14 protein-coding genes are annotated in these 13,302 nt (G+C 43.8%); 11 read left to right on the top strand and 3 right to left on the bottom strand.

The features are described from left to right. Positions 1–289 precede the first annotated feature (289 nt). From F6K53_RS15345 to hpsL, 7 genes are all read left to right on the top strand, one after another. On the top strand, positions 290–514 hold the full coding sequence (locus tag F6K53_RS15345) for a Calvin cycle protein CP12 (RefSeq protein WP_293025744.1): 225 nt from the start codon (positions 290–292) through the stop codon (positions 512–514). A gap of 232 nt (positions 515–746) precedes the next feature. Then, positions 747–1,340 carry a DUF3177 family protein gene (locus F6K53_RS15340; protein ID WP_293025742.1) on the top strand — a complete coding sequence of 198 codons (594 nt, stop codon included), beginning with the start codon at positions 747–749 and terminating at the stop codon, positions 1,338–1,340. Next, positions 1,330–1,509, top strand: a complete 180-nt coding sequence (locus tag F6K53_RS15335; protein WP_293042649.1) for a hypothetical protein — start codon at positions 1,330–1,332, stop codon at positions 1,507–1,509. The genes F6K53_RS15340 and F6K53_RS15335 overlap by 11 nt, the downstream gene beginning before the upstream one ends. A 201-nt stretch (positions 1,510–1,710) precedes the next feature. Then, a complete protein-coding gene (locus F6K53_RS15330; protein ID WP_293025738.1) occupies positions 1,711–2,010 on the top strand; it encodes a hypothetical protein in 300 nt (99 codons plus the stop codon). Between the two features lie 383 nt (positions 2,011–2,393). Continuing rightward, positions 2,394–3,866, top strand: coding sequence for a phosphoglucosamine mutase (gene glmM / locus F6K53_RS15325; RefSeq protein ID WP_293025736.1), 1,473 nt, complete (start codon positions 2,394–2,396; stop codon positions 3,864–3,866). Positions 3,867–4,308: 442 nt separating this feature from the next. After that, positions 4,309–5,052: a glycosyltransferase family A protein gene (locus F6K53_RS15320; protein WP_293069068.1), complete on the top strand. Its 744-nt coding sequence runs from the start codon at positions 4,309–4,311 to the stop codon at positions 5,050–5,052. Between the two features lie 81 nt (positions 5,053–5,133). Next, the gene (gene hpsL, locus F6K53_RS15315) at positions 5,134–6,891 is read left to right on the top strand and encodes a hormogonium polysaccharide biosynthesis protein HpsL (protein ID WP_293069065.1); all 1,758 of its coding nucleotides are present in this window, start codon (positions 5,134–5,136) and stop codon (positions 6,889–6,891) included. A 98-nt stretch (positions 6,892–6,989) separates the two neighbouring features. Here hpsL and F6K53_RS15310 read toward each other — a convergent pair whose 3' ends face one another. Further along, a complete protein-coding gene (locus F6K53_RS15310) occupies positions 6,990–7,595 on the bottom strand; it encodes a PEP-CTERM sorting domain-containing protein (RefSeq protein WP_293069062.1) in 606 nt (201 codons plus the stop codon). Positions 7,596–8,070: 475 nt separating this feature from the next. Between F6K53_RS15310 and F6K53_RS15305 the strand changes: the two genes are divergently transcribed. Further along, a complete protein-coding gene (locus tag F6K53_RS15305; RefSeq protein WP_293069059.1) occupies positions 8,071–8,214 on the top strand; it encodes a hypothetical protein in 144 nt (47 codons plus the stop codon). A gap of 245 nt (positions 8,215–8,459) precedes the next feature. Here F6K53_RS15305 and F6K53_RS15300 read toward each other — a convergent pair whose 3' ends face one another. Next, the gene (locus F6K53_RS15300; protein ID WP_293069056.1) at positions 8,460–8,645 is read right to left on the bottom strand and encodes a hypothetical protein; all 186 of its coding nucleotides are present in this window, start codon (positions 8,643–8,645) and stop codon (positions 8,460–8,462) included. A gap of 46 nt (positions 8,646–8,691) precedes the next feature. Here F6K53_RS15300 and hpsN point away from each other — a divergent pair, with 46 nt between their 5' ends. The 3 genes from hpsN to hpsO all read left to right on the top strand — a co-directional run bounded on the left by hpsN (position 8,692) and on the right by hpsO (position 11,619). Continuing rightward, positions 8,692–9,672: a hormogonium polysaccharide biosynthesis glycosyltransferase HpsN gene (gene hpsN / locus F6K53_RS15295; protein WP_293069053.1), complete on the top strand. Its 981-nt coding sequence runs from the start codon at positions 8,692–8,694 to the stop codon at positions 9,670–9,672. A gap of 356 nt (positions 9,673–10,028) precedes the next feature. Continuing rightward, entirely contained in the window at positions 10,029–10,463 is a 435-nt protein-coding gene (locus F6K53_RS15290; RefSeq protein ID WP_293069049.1) for a hypothetical protein, read from the top strand. Further along, on the top strand, positions 10,444–11,619 hold the full coding sequence (gene hpsO, locus F6K53_RS15285) for a hormogonium polysaccharide biosynthesis glycosyltransferase HpsO (protein ID WP_293042633.1): 1,176 nt from the start codon (positions 10,444–10,446) through the stop codon (positions 11,617–11,619). Before F6K53_RS15290 ends, hpsO begins: the two co-directional genes overlap by 20 nt. Positions 11,620–11,739: 120 nt before the next feature. On the opposite strand, the gene F6K53_RS15280 is transcribed toward hpsO, so the two are convergent. Beyond that, positions 11,740–13,167: a glycosyltransferase family 2 protein gene (locus F6K53_RS15280; protein WP_293069046.1), complete on the bottom strand. Its 1,428-nt coding sequence runs from the start codon at positions 13,165–13,167 to the stop codon at positions 11,740–11,742. Between the last annotated feature and the right edge of the window lie 135 nt (positions 13,168–13,302).

Here is a 13,302-nt window from a genome sequence, read left to right as displayed (position 1 = left end):
CTAGCCCAACCACCCTTTACAACATTGTCTTGATGCAGTCGCTCATGGGGGAAACCCCCGCAGGTCGGCGCTGCATCGCTGCCGTTCCCGGAAGCGGGACGAAGTCCGGCAAACCTTACCCCTGATAGGAGTTGCACAAAACCTAAGCAACTAAGTCGGCTTGTCAACGAAATTACTAGTTATTAAGCCTCCTATCGTTAACAATTTTGCTAAGCGCGGTTGGTGACTACTACCCATCCTATCAGCAAAATAAAAATAGACATAATCAAGTTATAAAAGCGAAAGACAGATGAGCGAATTACAAGAGAAAATAGACCAAGAGCGTGAACAAGCTAGAGCCGTTTGTGATACTGAAGGGGCGTCTTCAGCAGAATGTGCAGTAGCTTGGGATAACGTAGAAGAACTACAAGCAGAGGCTTCCCATCAGCGGCAAAATACCGAGCCCAAAAACTCCCTTGAGCAGTACTGTGATGATAATCCTGACGCAGCTGAGTGCCGGGTATATGACGACTAGACTCTAGGATTGTTCTGCCAAATACTCTGCATAAGGGTAGCAGGAGGGAATCCCCCGGTGCGCTTTTCGTTGGCGAATTTAATTCGCCACGGGTGTCACCGCTATTATGGTTTCCTCCTGCTACCCTTTTTGGTGGCGTTACTGGCCTGATGCTTTCCTTGGCTTTGTTTCTAGATTTCCAGTATGGGCATTGGTGAAATAACATAGATCAAGGTCATTTCGGCAACAAGCAATGCAAGATGAAATTATTCAATTACTGGTTTGGATGGACTACCGTTTGGCAGTTCTGTTCACAGTATTTATCCCCTTGATGCTGCTAATTTGGGCATTTTTCCAGAAAGCAGATGCGATGGTACGGCTGTTGATTATCTATTGGCGTGTTTCCAGTCTCCTAGCGATTACAGTTTACTTGTTGATTGTCGGTTGGCCGATTGCTTATGTGTCTGCTTTGAGCTCCCGTATTCTAATCCCGATCTCCCTGTGGTTTTGGATTGACTTGAATGAGGAGATTGATGATAGACCAGCTACTCCCTTGAAGCTAGCACTGACATCTTGGCGTTGGGCAATGACTATTTACTGTACTCTGGGGACAATTGCCAGTATTCCATTTCTACGTTGTGCCTTTGTCCCAGGAGCAATCACATCTGGATTTTGTCAGGTGTTGAGGCAGCCGCCTTTGTTATTCAAACAGTATTTCCATGCTGGTTATACCCCTGGATTTTTGGGTTTTATGGGAATGGTGGGATTATTCTTTTATGTCCTTTACTTAAGCTATTTCGTTCTGTTTCGACTCGGCAAACAAGGACGATCAGCTATTGAACCATGAAATGGGTTATGGCTTTGGATTTTGTAGGGCAGTAGCATCTTCTTTGAGACTCCCCACGGCGCTTATGCCGGGGGAGTCTTGGTTCAAAGGAGGTAAGCCTATGGGCGCTCGCGCACGCTGCGCGAACAGCACTCAGGGGTCAGCCGTCAGCCGTCAGCCATTCCCGTAGCGTGCCGGTAGCGCATAGCCTGATAGCTGAATACTTACCAAAATAAAGATTGATTAACGGATTCGGAATTCTACTTAACCTACAGGTAAATCGCGCTAATCAGATTTTATGGTCACCACCAGTACGATAAAGCTAAACCGTTTATCATATCCTGCTAATAGGCAACGCCACAACTAAAAACTAACAACTGACAACTCACAGATGATGGATTCCATTGGTAGGCGTCTAGAACAATACACCATCAAACGCCCAAAAGAAGTATTGATCGTTACCGCACAGATCGCTGGTGAACAGGATCAAATTGCTATTTTTAAAGGTTTTTCCAGTTCTTTAATGCGCCCGACATCCTTTGACCCAGATGTAGCGGTCTTACCACCACAGGCAAAGATCATTAGCATAGATCGAGTGGCTGCTCCCTATAATCCACAGTCTCCTCGTTATCTTCACCAAGGACTGAGTTTGGAAACTATGGAAAAGTTGTTGGAGAATGCTGGTGTTTAATTCAGGATCATTGCCAGGTGGTGGCTGCTAAGTTCCAAGGGAAGAAGGTAAATTTTGGTAAAGTTTTGCCCGAAGGCCCTTGGGAGCTAAGTGTATTTGGATTTAGTTAGTTAATTTTGATAAAGTCTTGCCAGAAGCCTAACAGGGGTAAATCTAGTTTGATCTAGTTAGTCAATGGTTGAGTAAATCTTTGATAAACTCTGGCCAAAGCGCTCACAGGGCTATATGTACTTGGATCATAATCTGAATGTACTTGGATCATAATCTGATCACAAGCATGTATGGGATCACAACTATGGGTTGGATGTATTGATGAATATCTACCAAAGCAAAATAAAGTGTTATTCTCCACAGTGAGTGTGTAATGTGAGGAAATTGAAATTATGGTTACATCCCCTGTCCGTATCCAGGGATGGAATAGTGCTGAGTTCTCATCCAAGAATCAGCCAATGAACTGCCCCAATGTCAGGTTACCTTGGCAACCCCTAACTCTACCGACAACCCCATTATTCGGTACCGATGGCATTCGGGGACGAGCAGGAACATTGCTCAGTGAAGATTTGGCTTTACAAGTGGGTTTCTGGGCTGGTCTGGTGTTACAGGAATACTCAGCTGTACCAGGACCGGTGATTTTGGGGCAGGATTCGCGCAACTCTAGTGATATGTTGGCAACAGCCTTAGCTAAGGGGCTGACTACAGCAGGTCTAGAGGTTTGGCACCTGGGATTATGTCCCACTCCCGGTGTTGCCTACCTGTGCAGTGCTACAAGTGCCATCGGGGGTGTGATGATTTCCGCTAGTCATAATCCTCCAGAAGACAATGGGATTAAGTTTTTTAGCGGGAAAGGCACTAAGCTATCTCAGGAGCTGCAAAAGCATATAGAAGCTGGATTGAGGGGTTTTACTGATCAGGGTGTAGTGAGTAAAACCCAAGGGAAGTATCACTATCGCCCAGGGTTGGTCACCGATTATGCCGCAGCACTTCATTGTCCTCTGAAAGGAGTGACGAATTTACAAGGGATGAAGATTGTGCTGGATTTGGCTTGGGGGGCAGCAGTGCGACTCTCAGGACAAGTATTTGAGCAGTTGGGGGCACAAGTCATTTGCTTACATGACCAGGCAGATGGCGATCGCATTAATGTCAATTGTGGCTCGACTCACCTCGAACCCCTCAAAGCTGCGGTAAAAGAATACCAAGCAGATCTTGGGTTTGCGTTTGATGGTGATGCAGACCGATTGATGGCAGTAGATGCCCACGGTCGGGAGATCAATGGAGATTATATCCTCTATTTTTGGGGTCAAACCTTACGTGCTGCCCAAAAGCTACCAGAAGACCTAATGGTCGCAACGGTAATGGCAAATTTAGGATTTGAACGAGCCTGGAAGCAGTTGGGGGGTAAATTCCTACGGACAGCGGTCGGAGATCAGCATGTCCAAGCTAAAATGCTCCAAACTGGAGCTATGCTAGGGGGTGAGCAATCGGGACATATCATCTGTCACCATTATGGTCTGACTGGGGATGGCATGTTAACTGCTTTACATATAGCTTCTTTGGTGCATGAATCTGGGATGACCTTAGGGCAGTTAGTAGACCAAAGTTTCCAGACTTATCCCCAACTGCTGCGTAATGTCAGGGTAGAAGACCGAGAACGCCGACGTGGATGGCAAGAGTGTGAGGCGATCACGAATGCGATCGCAAAAGGGGAAGCAGCCATGGGAGACCAAGGTCGAATTCTGGTTCGTGCTTCTGGTACTGAACCCGTGATCCGGGTGATGGTCGAAGCGGCCAATTCTAAACTTGCTCACCACTGGACATCAGAGTTAGTTAATGTCGTTGAGCGATATTTAGCTAACTGATTGATCAAAATGTTTCCAGCAACTATTCTGAGCAGTTGCATAGTTAACTTGTATCTTTGTTAACTTAGATCGGTTCAGTGATCGGGTTGTGTTGACGGTTGACGGTTGACGGTTGACGGTTTATGGTTGACGGTAAATCATCAACCCTGATCTGAGTCTCTCTTGAGGAGAACTCCTTGCCCATCTACGGTCAAAAACCAGATCGGTGGAAAGGGTCAGGAAAAAGGGTTAAAAACCCTGAACTTAATACTTAATAGGGGTGCATAGGAAACTATTGGCAGTATTTTGGTTAGCTTATAGCTGACGAAATGCTTGATTCTTTGCAAGGTTCCAATAACGCCATGGCAACCTCACCCTAACATTAAAACTCCTGTTACTTTGGCTCAATTAGTCAAATTAATGGGAGTTTTTTACCTTGTTTTTCTATCAAGATAGGTTAATCATGCTAGTTTTCGTAATTCCACTCAAGAGTCGAAATGTTTCCAAGTCTTGGGAACATGTATCTAAATTATTTGAACGGTGTATAAAATCAGTATGTAATCAAACATCATCGGAATTTAGAGTAATTGTTGTTTGTAATGAAAAGCCAGAGATTACATTCAGTCATCCCCATATCATTTATCTTGAGGTTGATTATCCTACTCCCAAAGAGAAAAACCCCATAGCTATAGGATTGACAGACAAAGGACGTAAGGTTTTGACAGGATTAACCTATGCTCGTCGATTTGACCCAACTCATGCTATGAATGTCGATGCCGATGATTGTGTTAGCAAACAGTTAGCGGAATTTGTTAGGCAAAATCCTCAGGGAAATGGCTGGTTTATTAATAGAGGTTATAAGTATCGAGATGGAGAAGATTGTTTGTATTTAAAACGAAAACAATTCTATCGAATGTCGGGTACAGCGAATATTATTAGATGGGATTTATTAGAGTTACCTGAGAAACCTGAATACAATCGCGGTTATGGATACTACAAGTTTTATATTGATCATGAGAAAGTAAAAAATATTCTTGCCAACAAGGGAACCCCTCTAAAACCATTACCCTTTTCTGGTAGTGTTTATATCCTTGGTACTGGTGAGAATATATCAGCAAATGAAGACAGATTATCCTTTAACATCTTCAATCGAAAGGCGTTGAGCAAATCAATTTGTGATGAATTTGGCTTGTACAAGCTGGCTTGATCATCGCGCAAACACCAATTTCAACTTGAACATGCCAAATTAATAAATAATAACATCGATAGACAATGGGATGGTTCTGCCATGGTCAAAGGTCGGTCAAAATCTAAGTCATCAAAGAAAGGGAAAACGCCATCTGAGACCACAACCTTAAATCTGAAGCAACAGTTAGCTCAAAAACGCCGAGCGCAACGGGCGCGTAAAGAAGTCATCCAAATCATCACTATGACAGCAGCTTTTGGAGCGATTATCGGGGTGTTGCTGGCTCTGGTGGTTGATCCTAAAGCTGGTGCAGCTGCAGTAGCTGGTCTGCCTTGTCTGGTTCTGTCCTATAAATATCCTCGCAAAGCACTTTGGGCATTCCTGATCTATATGCCTTTTAGTGGCACAATCATTTACTCCATTGGCAATAGTCCACTGCTTCAGCTGGCTAAAGATGGTATCTATATCCCTGCTTTGATTGGTCTATTACAGCAGTGTAAGCAGGAAAGAAAACCGATCATCGTAGCCAAATCCCTAATGCTACCCTTAGGCATTGTGTGCGCATCAAGTTTGCTGACACTTTTGTTTGCTAATGGCTCCCAGCAACTACTTCCCCCTTGTTCAGATCTACCAGGGATGCGTAGAGGTATAACCTGCGAAGATGGACAGCCGATACTGATGGGAATTTTGGGTTTGAAAGTTTTTTTGGGATACATTCCCTTAATCTTTTGTGCCTACTACCTGATACGTAGCAAGAAAGAATTACTATTCCTCTCAAGGATGTTCACAGTTCTGGCTATTATTTGCTGTAGCCTTGCCTTTATTCAGTACATGATGCTCAAAACTGGTAGATGCGCTGGAACCCAATTCAGACACGGGGCTGCCTTATTCAAAGCTTCCCTAGATGCTAGATGTTTTGTGGGTGGGTCTTTATTGTATAGTCCTCAAGTGGGACAAATCCGCTTACCGGGAACCTTTGTTGCCCCTTGGCAGTGGGGCTGGTTCCTGATTTCTAATGCCTTTTTTAGCTTTGCTACTGCTTTCAGCGACCCCTCAGCTCGTTGGCGAAGTGTTGGTTTAGGTGCCATGGCATCGGTTTTTGTTCTGGCAGTAGTCTCTGGTCAGCGGATTGCTCTGGCTTTGGTGCCAACCGTAACTTTAATCTTGCTGGTTTTAACGGGTCAAGTCACTAACCTTAAACGATTTTTACCTATTTTGGGGGGATTAGGACTTTTATTGGGAATTGCTGCAACTGCTTTTCCTGAAGTAGTTCAGGAACGGATAGATAGTTTGATCGGTCGTTGGGAAGCTGCACCAGCGGATGATTTTATCCTTAATCAATTTGCTTTTACCTGGCATAGACTCAGAGGCTCATTAATTGGTCTGGGATTAGGACGAGCGACTAACTCTGCTCGTGTTTTCGGTAAAACCAGTTTGGTAGAAACTTGGTTTCCCAAAGTGATGCATGAAGTTGGTCCGCTGGGGCTGCTGGCTTTTCTAGTATTTGTAACTGCTATTACTGTACTTACCTTCAAGGCTTACCGCTCAGTGAAAAACAAGGATTTGCGGAGTATCGGTGCCAGCTATTGGGTACTTATTTTGTTTATTAGCTACCAAACCTATTACTATCCCTTGGATGTAGATCCAGTGGCAGTCTATTATTGGTTGATTACTGGTGTTGTGCTCAAGTTGCCCGAAATCAATCGCCAAGAACAAGAGGAACTAGAGAAACTAGAGGCAGCACAGGCAAACGAGCCTCAACCTAAAAAGAAACGAGGTATGAAGGCATCGAAAAAGGGAAAAGGAAAACGGCAAAAGGGCAAAAGGCAGGGTAAGCGCCAGAAAAATGTAAAAATGTGATATAGCGCCAGGAGCATGACCATATTAAGCCTTGATTCCTAGCACTATTGCACTTTTTTCAGCCAAGTCCAACTAGGCCAAAACTGGACATTAATGGATTAATTTGAATTCGCTGATTTTTTCCGATTCATCAACATTCCTAAACCAAACAAACTAAGCCCTAAAATCGTTCCTGGTTCTGGAACAGTGCTAAAAACAATATTCCCTTTTTCTACTAAAATATTTATACCAGACGTTGGGTCAACAGCAAAAGTTTCAAAAGTTGTGCCTAAAGCTTGAGCAACAATAGGAACTCCAAAAGTACTACTTCTAGTGTTAATTGTATCGGTGAAGCTGGTTAATATACCATCCGTAAACGTTAGAAATGGACTTGGGGGAACGACATCGCTTTCATCAATGACAACACTATCAGTTACTAATCCTAAACCTGGTATGTCAAGAGAAATTTCAGCCGACGCTTTTAGATCTAAATCGACACCAACTAACTGATTCATCTGGATAGTTTCCACTCCAACCCCAGTGATAGGGGCACTCTCATAGCGAAGGATACCAAAGCCAAGATTATCATTGAGAGTCTCAAGTGTACTAATAAACTCAAATTTCATAGCAGCAGCTTGAGCCAGATTAGGGACAAGAGCAAAAAGACCTAAAATTGCGCCAGTAGTAGTTGTAACTGCTAATGTTTTATAAAGGTTAGGTTTCATGATTTTTGATTCCTATTGAATTGATTTGTGGCATTGACAGGATGAAATAGCGTGGTCAAGCTCCTGATTGACTGACGAAAAATTAGTTTCAGTCGGCGTTCTTGGGAGTTCCCCCCTGAGCAACTGGCTTTCCACTGGGCTTACAGGGGTTCCGCACACAGACACTCCCCATGAGCGACTGCATCAAGACAGATTGGTTTGATGAGCTATTTTGAAATGTTAGATATCAAGTGCTGACCTTAGGCTTGGTTTCTTTTCTTTTACTGCTTTAGGTTGACAGCTATGAAACCAATGAACTCGTTAATGTTGATGCCTGATTCCTTTCCTAAAAATATTATTATAGAGAATCGGTACTAATTTAGCTATTTGAATTCAAATTTATAAAATCTTTAAATAAATAAAGTTAATATTTACATATATGAAGTTTTTATAAAAAATACTTTGATGAGAAATAATTCAGAGCAACGGATGAGTAATGGATTTAAGGGACTTTCGTCCTGGGTTAATGGGAGTAGGTAGTAGGGAGTGGGGAGTAGGGGTAAGCAATCTGATGGGCAGCCAAGGCATCGGTCTCAAGCACTGCCCACCCTACATGAACTACTGTAGCGATTGGCCGTAGGCCACGCTACGCGATCGCATAATCACCACTAAGCCGAAATCTCAAAACCAGATGACGAAGCAGTTAAGTCAGGGAATGCGATGTTCCTTTGGAACCGCTTCGCGATCGCATAATCACCACTAAGCCGAAATCCCAAAACCAGATGACGAAGCAGTTAAGTCAGGGAATGCGATGTTCCTTTGGAACCGCTTCGCGAACGCATTAAACCTTCACAACCTTGATTAGTTTATTAACTAAATAATTAATTAACCCCTAGCAAAAGGCAAAAGGCAAACGACAAAGGGTTTTTTCAACAGGTCTGCACGGATCACTGTTCCCTGTACTAAGCTGGTATTGGTTTTACCTATTAGCTTGAGAATTGTCAAACTTTCCATAAAACCACGGATGTCTAAGGATAGCATGTCACTTAAACTGTTATCGATTGTCGGCATTATCAGCAGTTAAATGCTTAAGGACAAAGTACTAAAAACAACGACAATGATTTCTGTAATTATCCCTACTTACGGACGGGAAGACCCTTTGCGGGATACCTTGGAAGATGTCCTGAAGCAAGACTACCCTGCTTTTGAAGTACTGGTTGTCGATCAAACTCGAACCCACAAACCAGAGATTCAATCCTATTTAGAGCAGCTGGCTAATGCTGGTAAGATTCGCTGGTTCCGGGTTGATTGGGCGAGTTTACCTGGGGCAAGAAATTATGGGGTAAGGCGGGCATCCGGGGACATTATTGTGTTTATCGATGATGATATCAAGATGCCACCGGGGTATTTAACTGCTCATGCTCGTAACTATGAACAATCCCCAGAGATTGGGGCAGTGGCAGGACGAGTATTTGACCGGATGAAGCTAGCGGAGAAAGGAGCAGCAGCAGATTCCCCCACTCCCTCTTACACTATTGAGGACTTGCCTAAGGAGGCGATGGACCCTGGGATTGCATGGTATTACATAGACTTAGTCCATACCGTTAAGCCCCAACGGGTTATCTCAGCCCGAGGCTGCAATATGTCTTTCCGCCGGGAGATTTTTACGAAGTATGGGCTGCACTTTGATGAACAGTTCCGGGGGAGTGCGGTTCGTGAGGAGTCGGATTTTTGTTTGCGATTTCGCCGTACTGGTTATCAAATTTGGTATGACCCAGATGCTTATTTAGTCCATTTAGGGGAAGAAACTGGGGGGTGTCATGATATTAGTACGCGATCGCTTGAGTATCAGTTGACCTTTTATCACAACCATTTCTTGATGGGGATGAAAAATCTTACCCTTAGTGAACAGCTACGGCTGTTTGGTCGTCTATTTGATTGCCACGTCTTAGGAAATCCTCCTTGTAATAAAAGTGGTTCCCCGATCAAAATTATTAGCCGTGCTGGTTTCTACATGTTGGGTTTTTTAAAAGCACTTGGTACACGCATCAAATCTATCTGGGATGATGGTCAAATTTATACTCGGCTAGACCCTTAGAAGGTTGAAGGTTAAAAGGTTGAAGGTTAAAAGGTTGAAGGTTATAGGATTATACGGTTGAAGGTTAGACGGTTGAATCCAGTTTTTAAAACTTAAAACTACGATTAAATAAACCTAATCAGCTCTTGCCTTTTTAATGAAAAGCTTTAAAATTTAGGAGTCATACGTCAGGATATTAAATTCCTAATAATTTCAAGTGAATGGTGTTGTAATAACCAAAATTATTATAAGTATATTTGAAGCCAAAAACTAACTAAAAATACCTATTTTTTCCAGGGTTACCATTCCCTATTTACTAGTATTAAGTAGTTTGGTAATGCTTCCATAGCTAAGTTTAACTGAGATCTCGCACCATTGTGAGTAATCCTACATCAACCAAGCTGATTGATACTACGGGAACGCCAAGGGCGAACAACCTGCAACCTTCAACCTTCAACATCCAACCTTCAACATCCAACCTTCAACATCCAACCTTCAACATCCAACATCCAACCTCCAACCTTGGCCAAAGGCCACGCTACGCGAACAACCTTGGCCAAAGGCCACGCTACGCGAACAACCTTGGCCAAAGGCCACGCTACGCGAACAACCTTGGCCAAAGGCCACGCTACGCGAACAACCTTGGCCTTTCGGTCACGCTACGCGAACAACCTTGGCCAAAGGCCACGCTACGCGAACAACCTTGGCCAAAGGCCACGCTACGCGAACAACCTTGGCCAAAGGCCACGCTACGCGAACAACCTGCCACCATTAACTGTCAAAAAATTACCTATGAAAATATTAGTTGCTAGCCACTCCTATATTGTTGACCTTAACTGCGAGAAGTTACGAACACTCGCTCACTTAGAACCTAACATTGAGGTAACTGTGGTGGTTCCCCGGCGCTGGCGTCCTGGTGGTGTCCAAAATCGCATCATTGAAACCCAACCCCGTGAGGAAGGTTCATTTCGGGTGGTACCAGTGTCTAACTTTAGTGAAAATAATCAGGGGCTGCTGACATTTGGGCTAGATATTATCCCTTTATTGAAACAGTTTCGCCCCAATATTATTCAAGTGGAACAGGGAGCTAAGGCATTAGGTTATGCTCAATTTATTACCCTGAATAAGCTATTGGGACTGAAGGCGAAAAACCTATTTTTTACTTGGTGGAATCTGCCCTACCAGGTAAAATTTCCGGTGTCTGTGTTGGAAGGGTATAATCTGCGCCATACCGATGGATTGATTTGTGGGAATCAGGATGGGGTAGAAATCCTGCGACAACATGGTTATAACGGACCAGCTAAAGTAATGCCCCAATTGGGGGTAGATGAAAGCCTGTTTCGTCCCCAACCTCAGCCAGAGTTAAAACAGCAGTTGGGAATTCAACCCAATGACTTTGTGGTGGGATTTGTGGGACGGTTTGTAGAGGAGAAGGGATTACTGACTTTAGGTAAAGCCCTAGCTGGGTTATCTGGGATGCAGTGGAAGTGGCTGCTGCTAGGGCGTGGTCCCCTCAAGCCGATATTGATGGAAAAGGCGGCAGAGTGGGGAATTAAAGACCAACTGATTTGGCTTGAGAGTGTTCCCCATGACGAGGTACCTCGTTATATTAATGTGATGAATACTCTGGTGCTACCATCAGAGACTAATTATAAGTTTAAAACCTTAACTAGTGTAGGTTGGAAGGAACAGTTTGGTCATGTGCTGATTGAGGCGATGGCATCTAAAGTACCAGTAATTGGTTCGGATTCTGGAGAAATTCCCTATGTGATTGGGGATGCTGGGTTGGTGTTTCCTGAAAAGGATGAGTCGGAGTTACGACATTGTTTACAGCAGCTAATCAAGCAACCAGATTTGGCTGAGAAATTAGGAGATTTGGGTTATGCACGGGCAATGGAGCAGTATACGAATAAGGCGTTAGCTAAACAGCTGTTGAATTTTTATGAGGAATTAAGAATTAAGAATTAAGAATTAAGAATTAAGAATTAAGAATTGGGAATTCACCATTTTAGTATTAATAATTATCCATTCTCTATTATCTATTCTCCATTCTCCATTCTCCATTCTCCATTCTCCATTCTCCATTCTTCATTCTTCATTCTTCATTCTCCATTCTTCGCTACCACCTCTATGGACTGTTTTCACCCATTTCAACCGTTTAGGACGCACAGACATCCGAGCGGTTGTAGCGGCCATCACCACCATCCAGTGCAATAGATAAAGATTTCCCCTCAAGGTCTGCAATAGAGGAACCAACAGGTTAGAAACACCTAATCGTCGATTTTGATTGGTGCGGCGCAGCCCAACAAACATCCCAATCACTGATACGGTGACAGTTAGCCCAGTAATGGGGCTAAAAATAGGTAGACGGTTACGGGCAATAGCCATCAAACAGTCTGGTACAGCAGCAGTGGGCAAAAAGTACTGGATGATCAAGTAGGTAAATAAATCTAGAGTTTTCCGCAAACCTAGGCGGTTACTTACAATTAAACGCCAGTAATCTAGATAGCGCTGGTACCCTCCTTCTGCCCAACGGTTCCGTTGATGCCAGAGTGCGATCGCACTGGTGACTCCTTCTTCTTCTACTGGCGGGTAATTGAGAAAGCCAATATCCCACTGATCCAGGTGTAGGCGAATGGTTAAATCTAAGTCGTCGGTGATGGTTTCTTCATTCCAGGCACCGCAACGCTGTAGTGCGCAACGTCGGACAAACTGACCATTGCCCCGCAATTCAGCAATCCCACCCACTGCTATACGTTGCTGTTGGAAATAGCTGTCGAGAGCCATTTCTGCCATTTGCCCTCGTGTCCAGAAATTCAGTGCTGCATTTGCGATCGCTTTTCTGACCTGCACTGCTCCCACTCGCGGGTTATTAAATAAGGGCAACACCCGCCTTAGCATATCTTTGGGAACTTTAGCATCTGCATCAAATACTGCTACAATCTCGCCTTTCGTTAAACCAAGTACCTGATTGAGTGCTCCTGATTTCCCTCCCCCGGCATTAGCACTCCGGTGCAGTACCTTCAACTGGTCGTATGTTGCTGCTAACTTATCTAAGATTTCTGGTGTTTGGTCAGTACTGTGATCGTCAATTACCCACAGTTCATACTGATTTTTCGGGTAGTCTAATTGACATAGAGACTTAACTAAATTACTGATGACACTTTCTTCATTTTTTGCTGCTACTACCAGAGACACAAAGGGAAAATCGTCTTTCTCCTCATCTAAAAAGGGTTGAGGGGTTTTTAACGGTCGAGCCAGCAAGAACCGTAGGCAATGAATTCCTAATATCGTTGTTAAGCCCAAGCTCACCCAGATCCCCCAAGACACCAAATGCAGTGCTATGGTTATGCACCACACTATGGTTAACACTAAAGCTGCTTTGCGTCGGCGTCCTTCTAGTCCATGAAAAAATAAGCTAGTTTCAAACTCTTCCTCTGACAAGTTAGACAGCATAGAGCCAAGTTGGTTCAGCTCTTGGCTTGGCGCTTTTTCTGACCACGAATTCTCCGACATAAGCTATTTACTGCAACTACCAACGAAGGCCACTGATGCCTTATTCTATCCGAAATTGTTACAAAATTGTTAAATTCTCTCAAGGAAAGTATACTTTAGGACATAATATATCATCTCCGGTGTCAAGGGAACAGG

This window comes from Moorena sp. SIO4A1 (assembly GCF_010672065.1).
Lineage (GTDB): Bacteria > Cyanobacteriota > Cyanobacteriia > Cyanobacteriales > Coleofasciculaceae > Moorena.
The sequence above is the reverse complement of the archived record's forward strand: the minus strand, read 5'-3'. Positions and strand labels throughout refer to the sequence as shown.

Coding starts and splice junctions, on each gene's coding strand:
- F6K53_RS15345 (WP_293025744.1), top strand. CDS start 290: ATGAGCGAATTACAAGAGAAAATAGACCAAGAGCGTGAACAAGCTAGA.
- F6K53_RS15340 (WP_293025742.1), top strand. CDS start 747: ATGCAAGATGAAATTATTCAATTACTGGTTTGGATGGACTACCGTTTG.
- F6K53_RS15330 (WP_293025738.1), top strand. CDS start 1,711: ATGATGGATTCCATTGGTAGGCGTCTAGAACAATACACCATCAAACGC.
- glmM (WP_293025736.1), top strand. CDS start 2,394: ATGGTTACATCCCCTGTCCGTATCCAGGGATGGAATAGTGCTGAGTTC.
- F6K53_RS15320 (WP_293069068.1), top strand. CDS start 4,309: ATGCTAGTTTTCGTAATTCCACTCAAGAGTCGAAATGTTTCCAAGTCT.
- hpsL (WP_293069065.1), top strand. CDS start 5,134: ATGGTCAAAGGTCGGTCAAAATCTAAGTCATCAAAGAAAGGGAAAACG.
- F6K53_RS15310 (WP_293069062.1), bottom strand. CDS start 7,595: ATGAAACCTAACCTTTATAAAACATTAGCAGTTACAACTACTACTGGC.
- F6K53_RS15305 (WP_293069059.1), top strand. CDS start 8,071: ATGGATTTAAGGGACTTTCGTCCTGGGTTAATGGGAGTAGGTAGTAGG.
- F6K53_RS15300 (WP_293069056.1), bottom strand. CDS start 8,645: ATGCCGACAATCGATAACAGTTTAAGTGACATGCTATCCTTAGACATC.
- hpsN (WP_293069053.1), top strand. CDS start 8,692: ATGATTTCTGTAATTATCCCTACTTACGGACGGGAAGACCCTTTGCGG.
- hpsO (WP_293042633.1), top strand. CDS start 10,444: ATGAAAATATTAGTTGCTAGCCACTCCTATATTGTTGACCTTAACTGC.
- F6K53_RS15280 (WP_293069046.1), bottom strand. CDS start 13,167: ATGTCGGAGAATTCGTGGTCAGAAAAAGCGCCAAGCCAAGAGCTGAAC.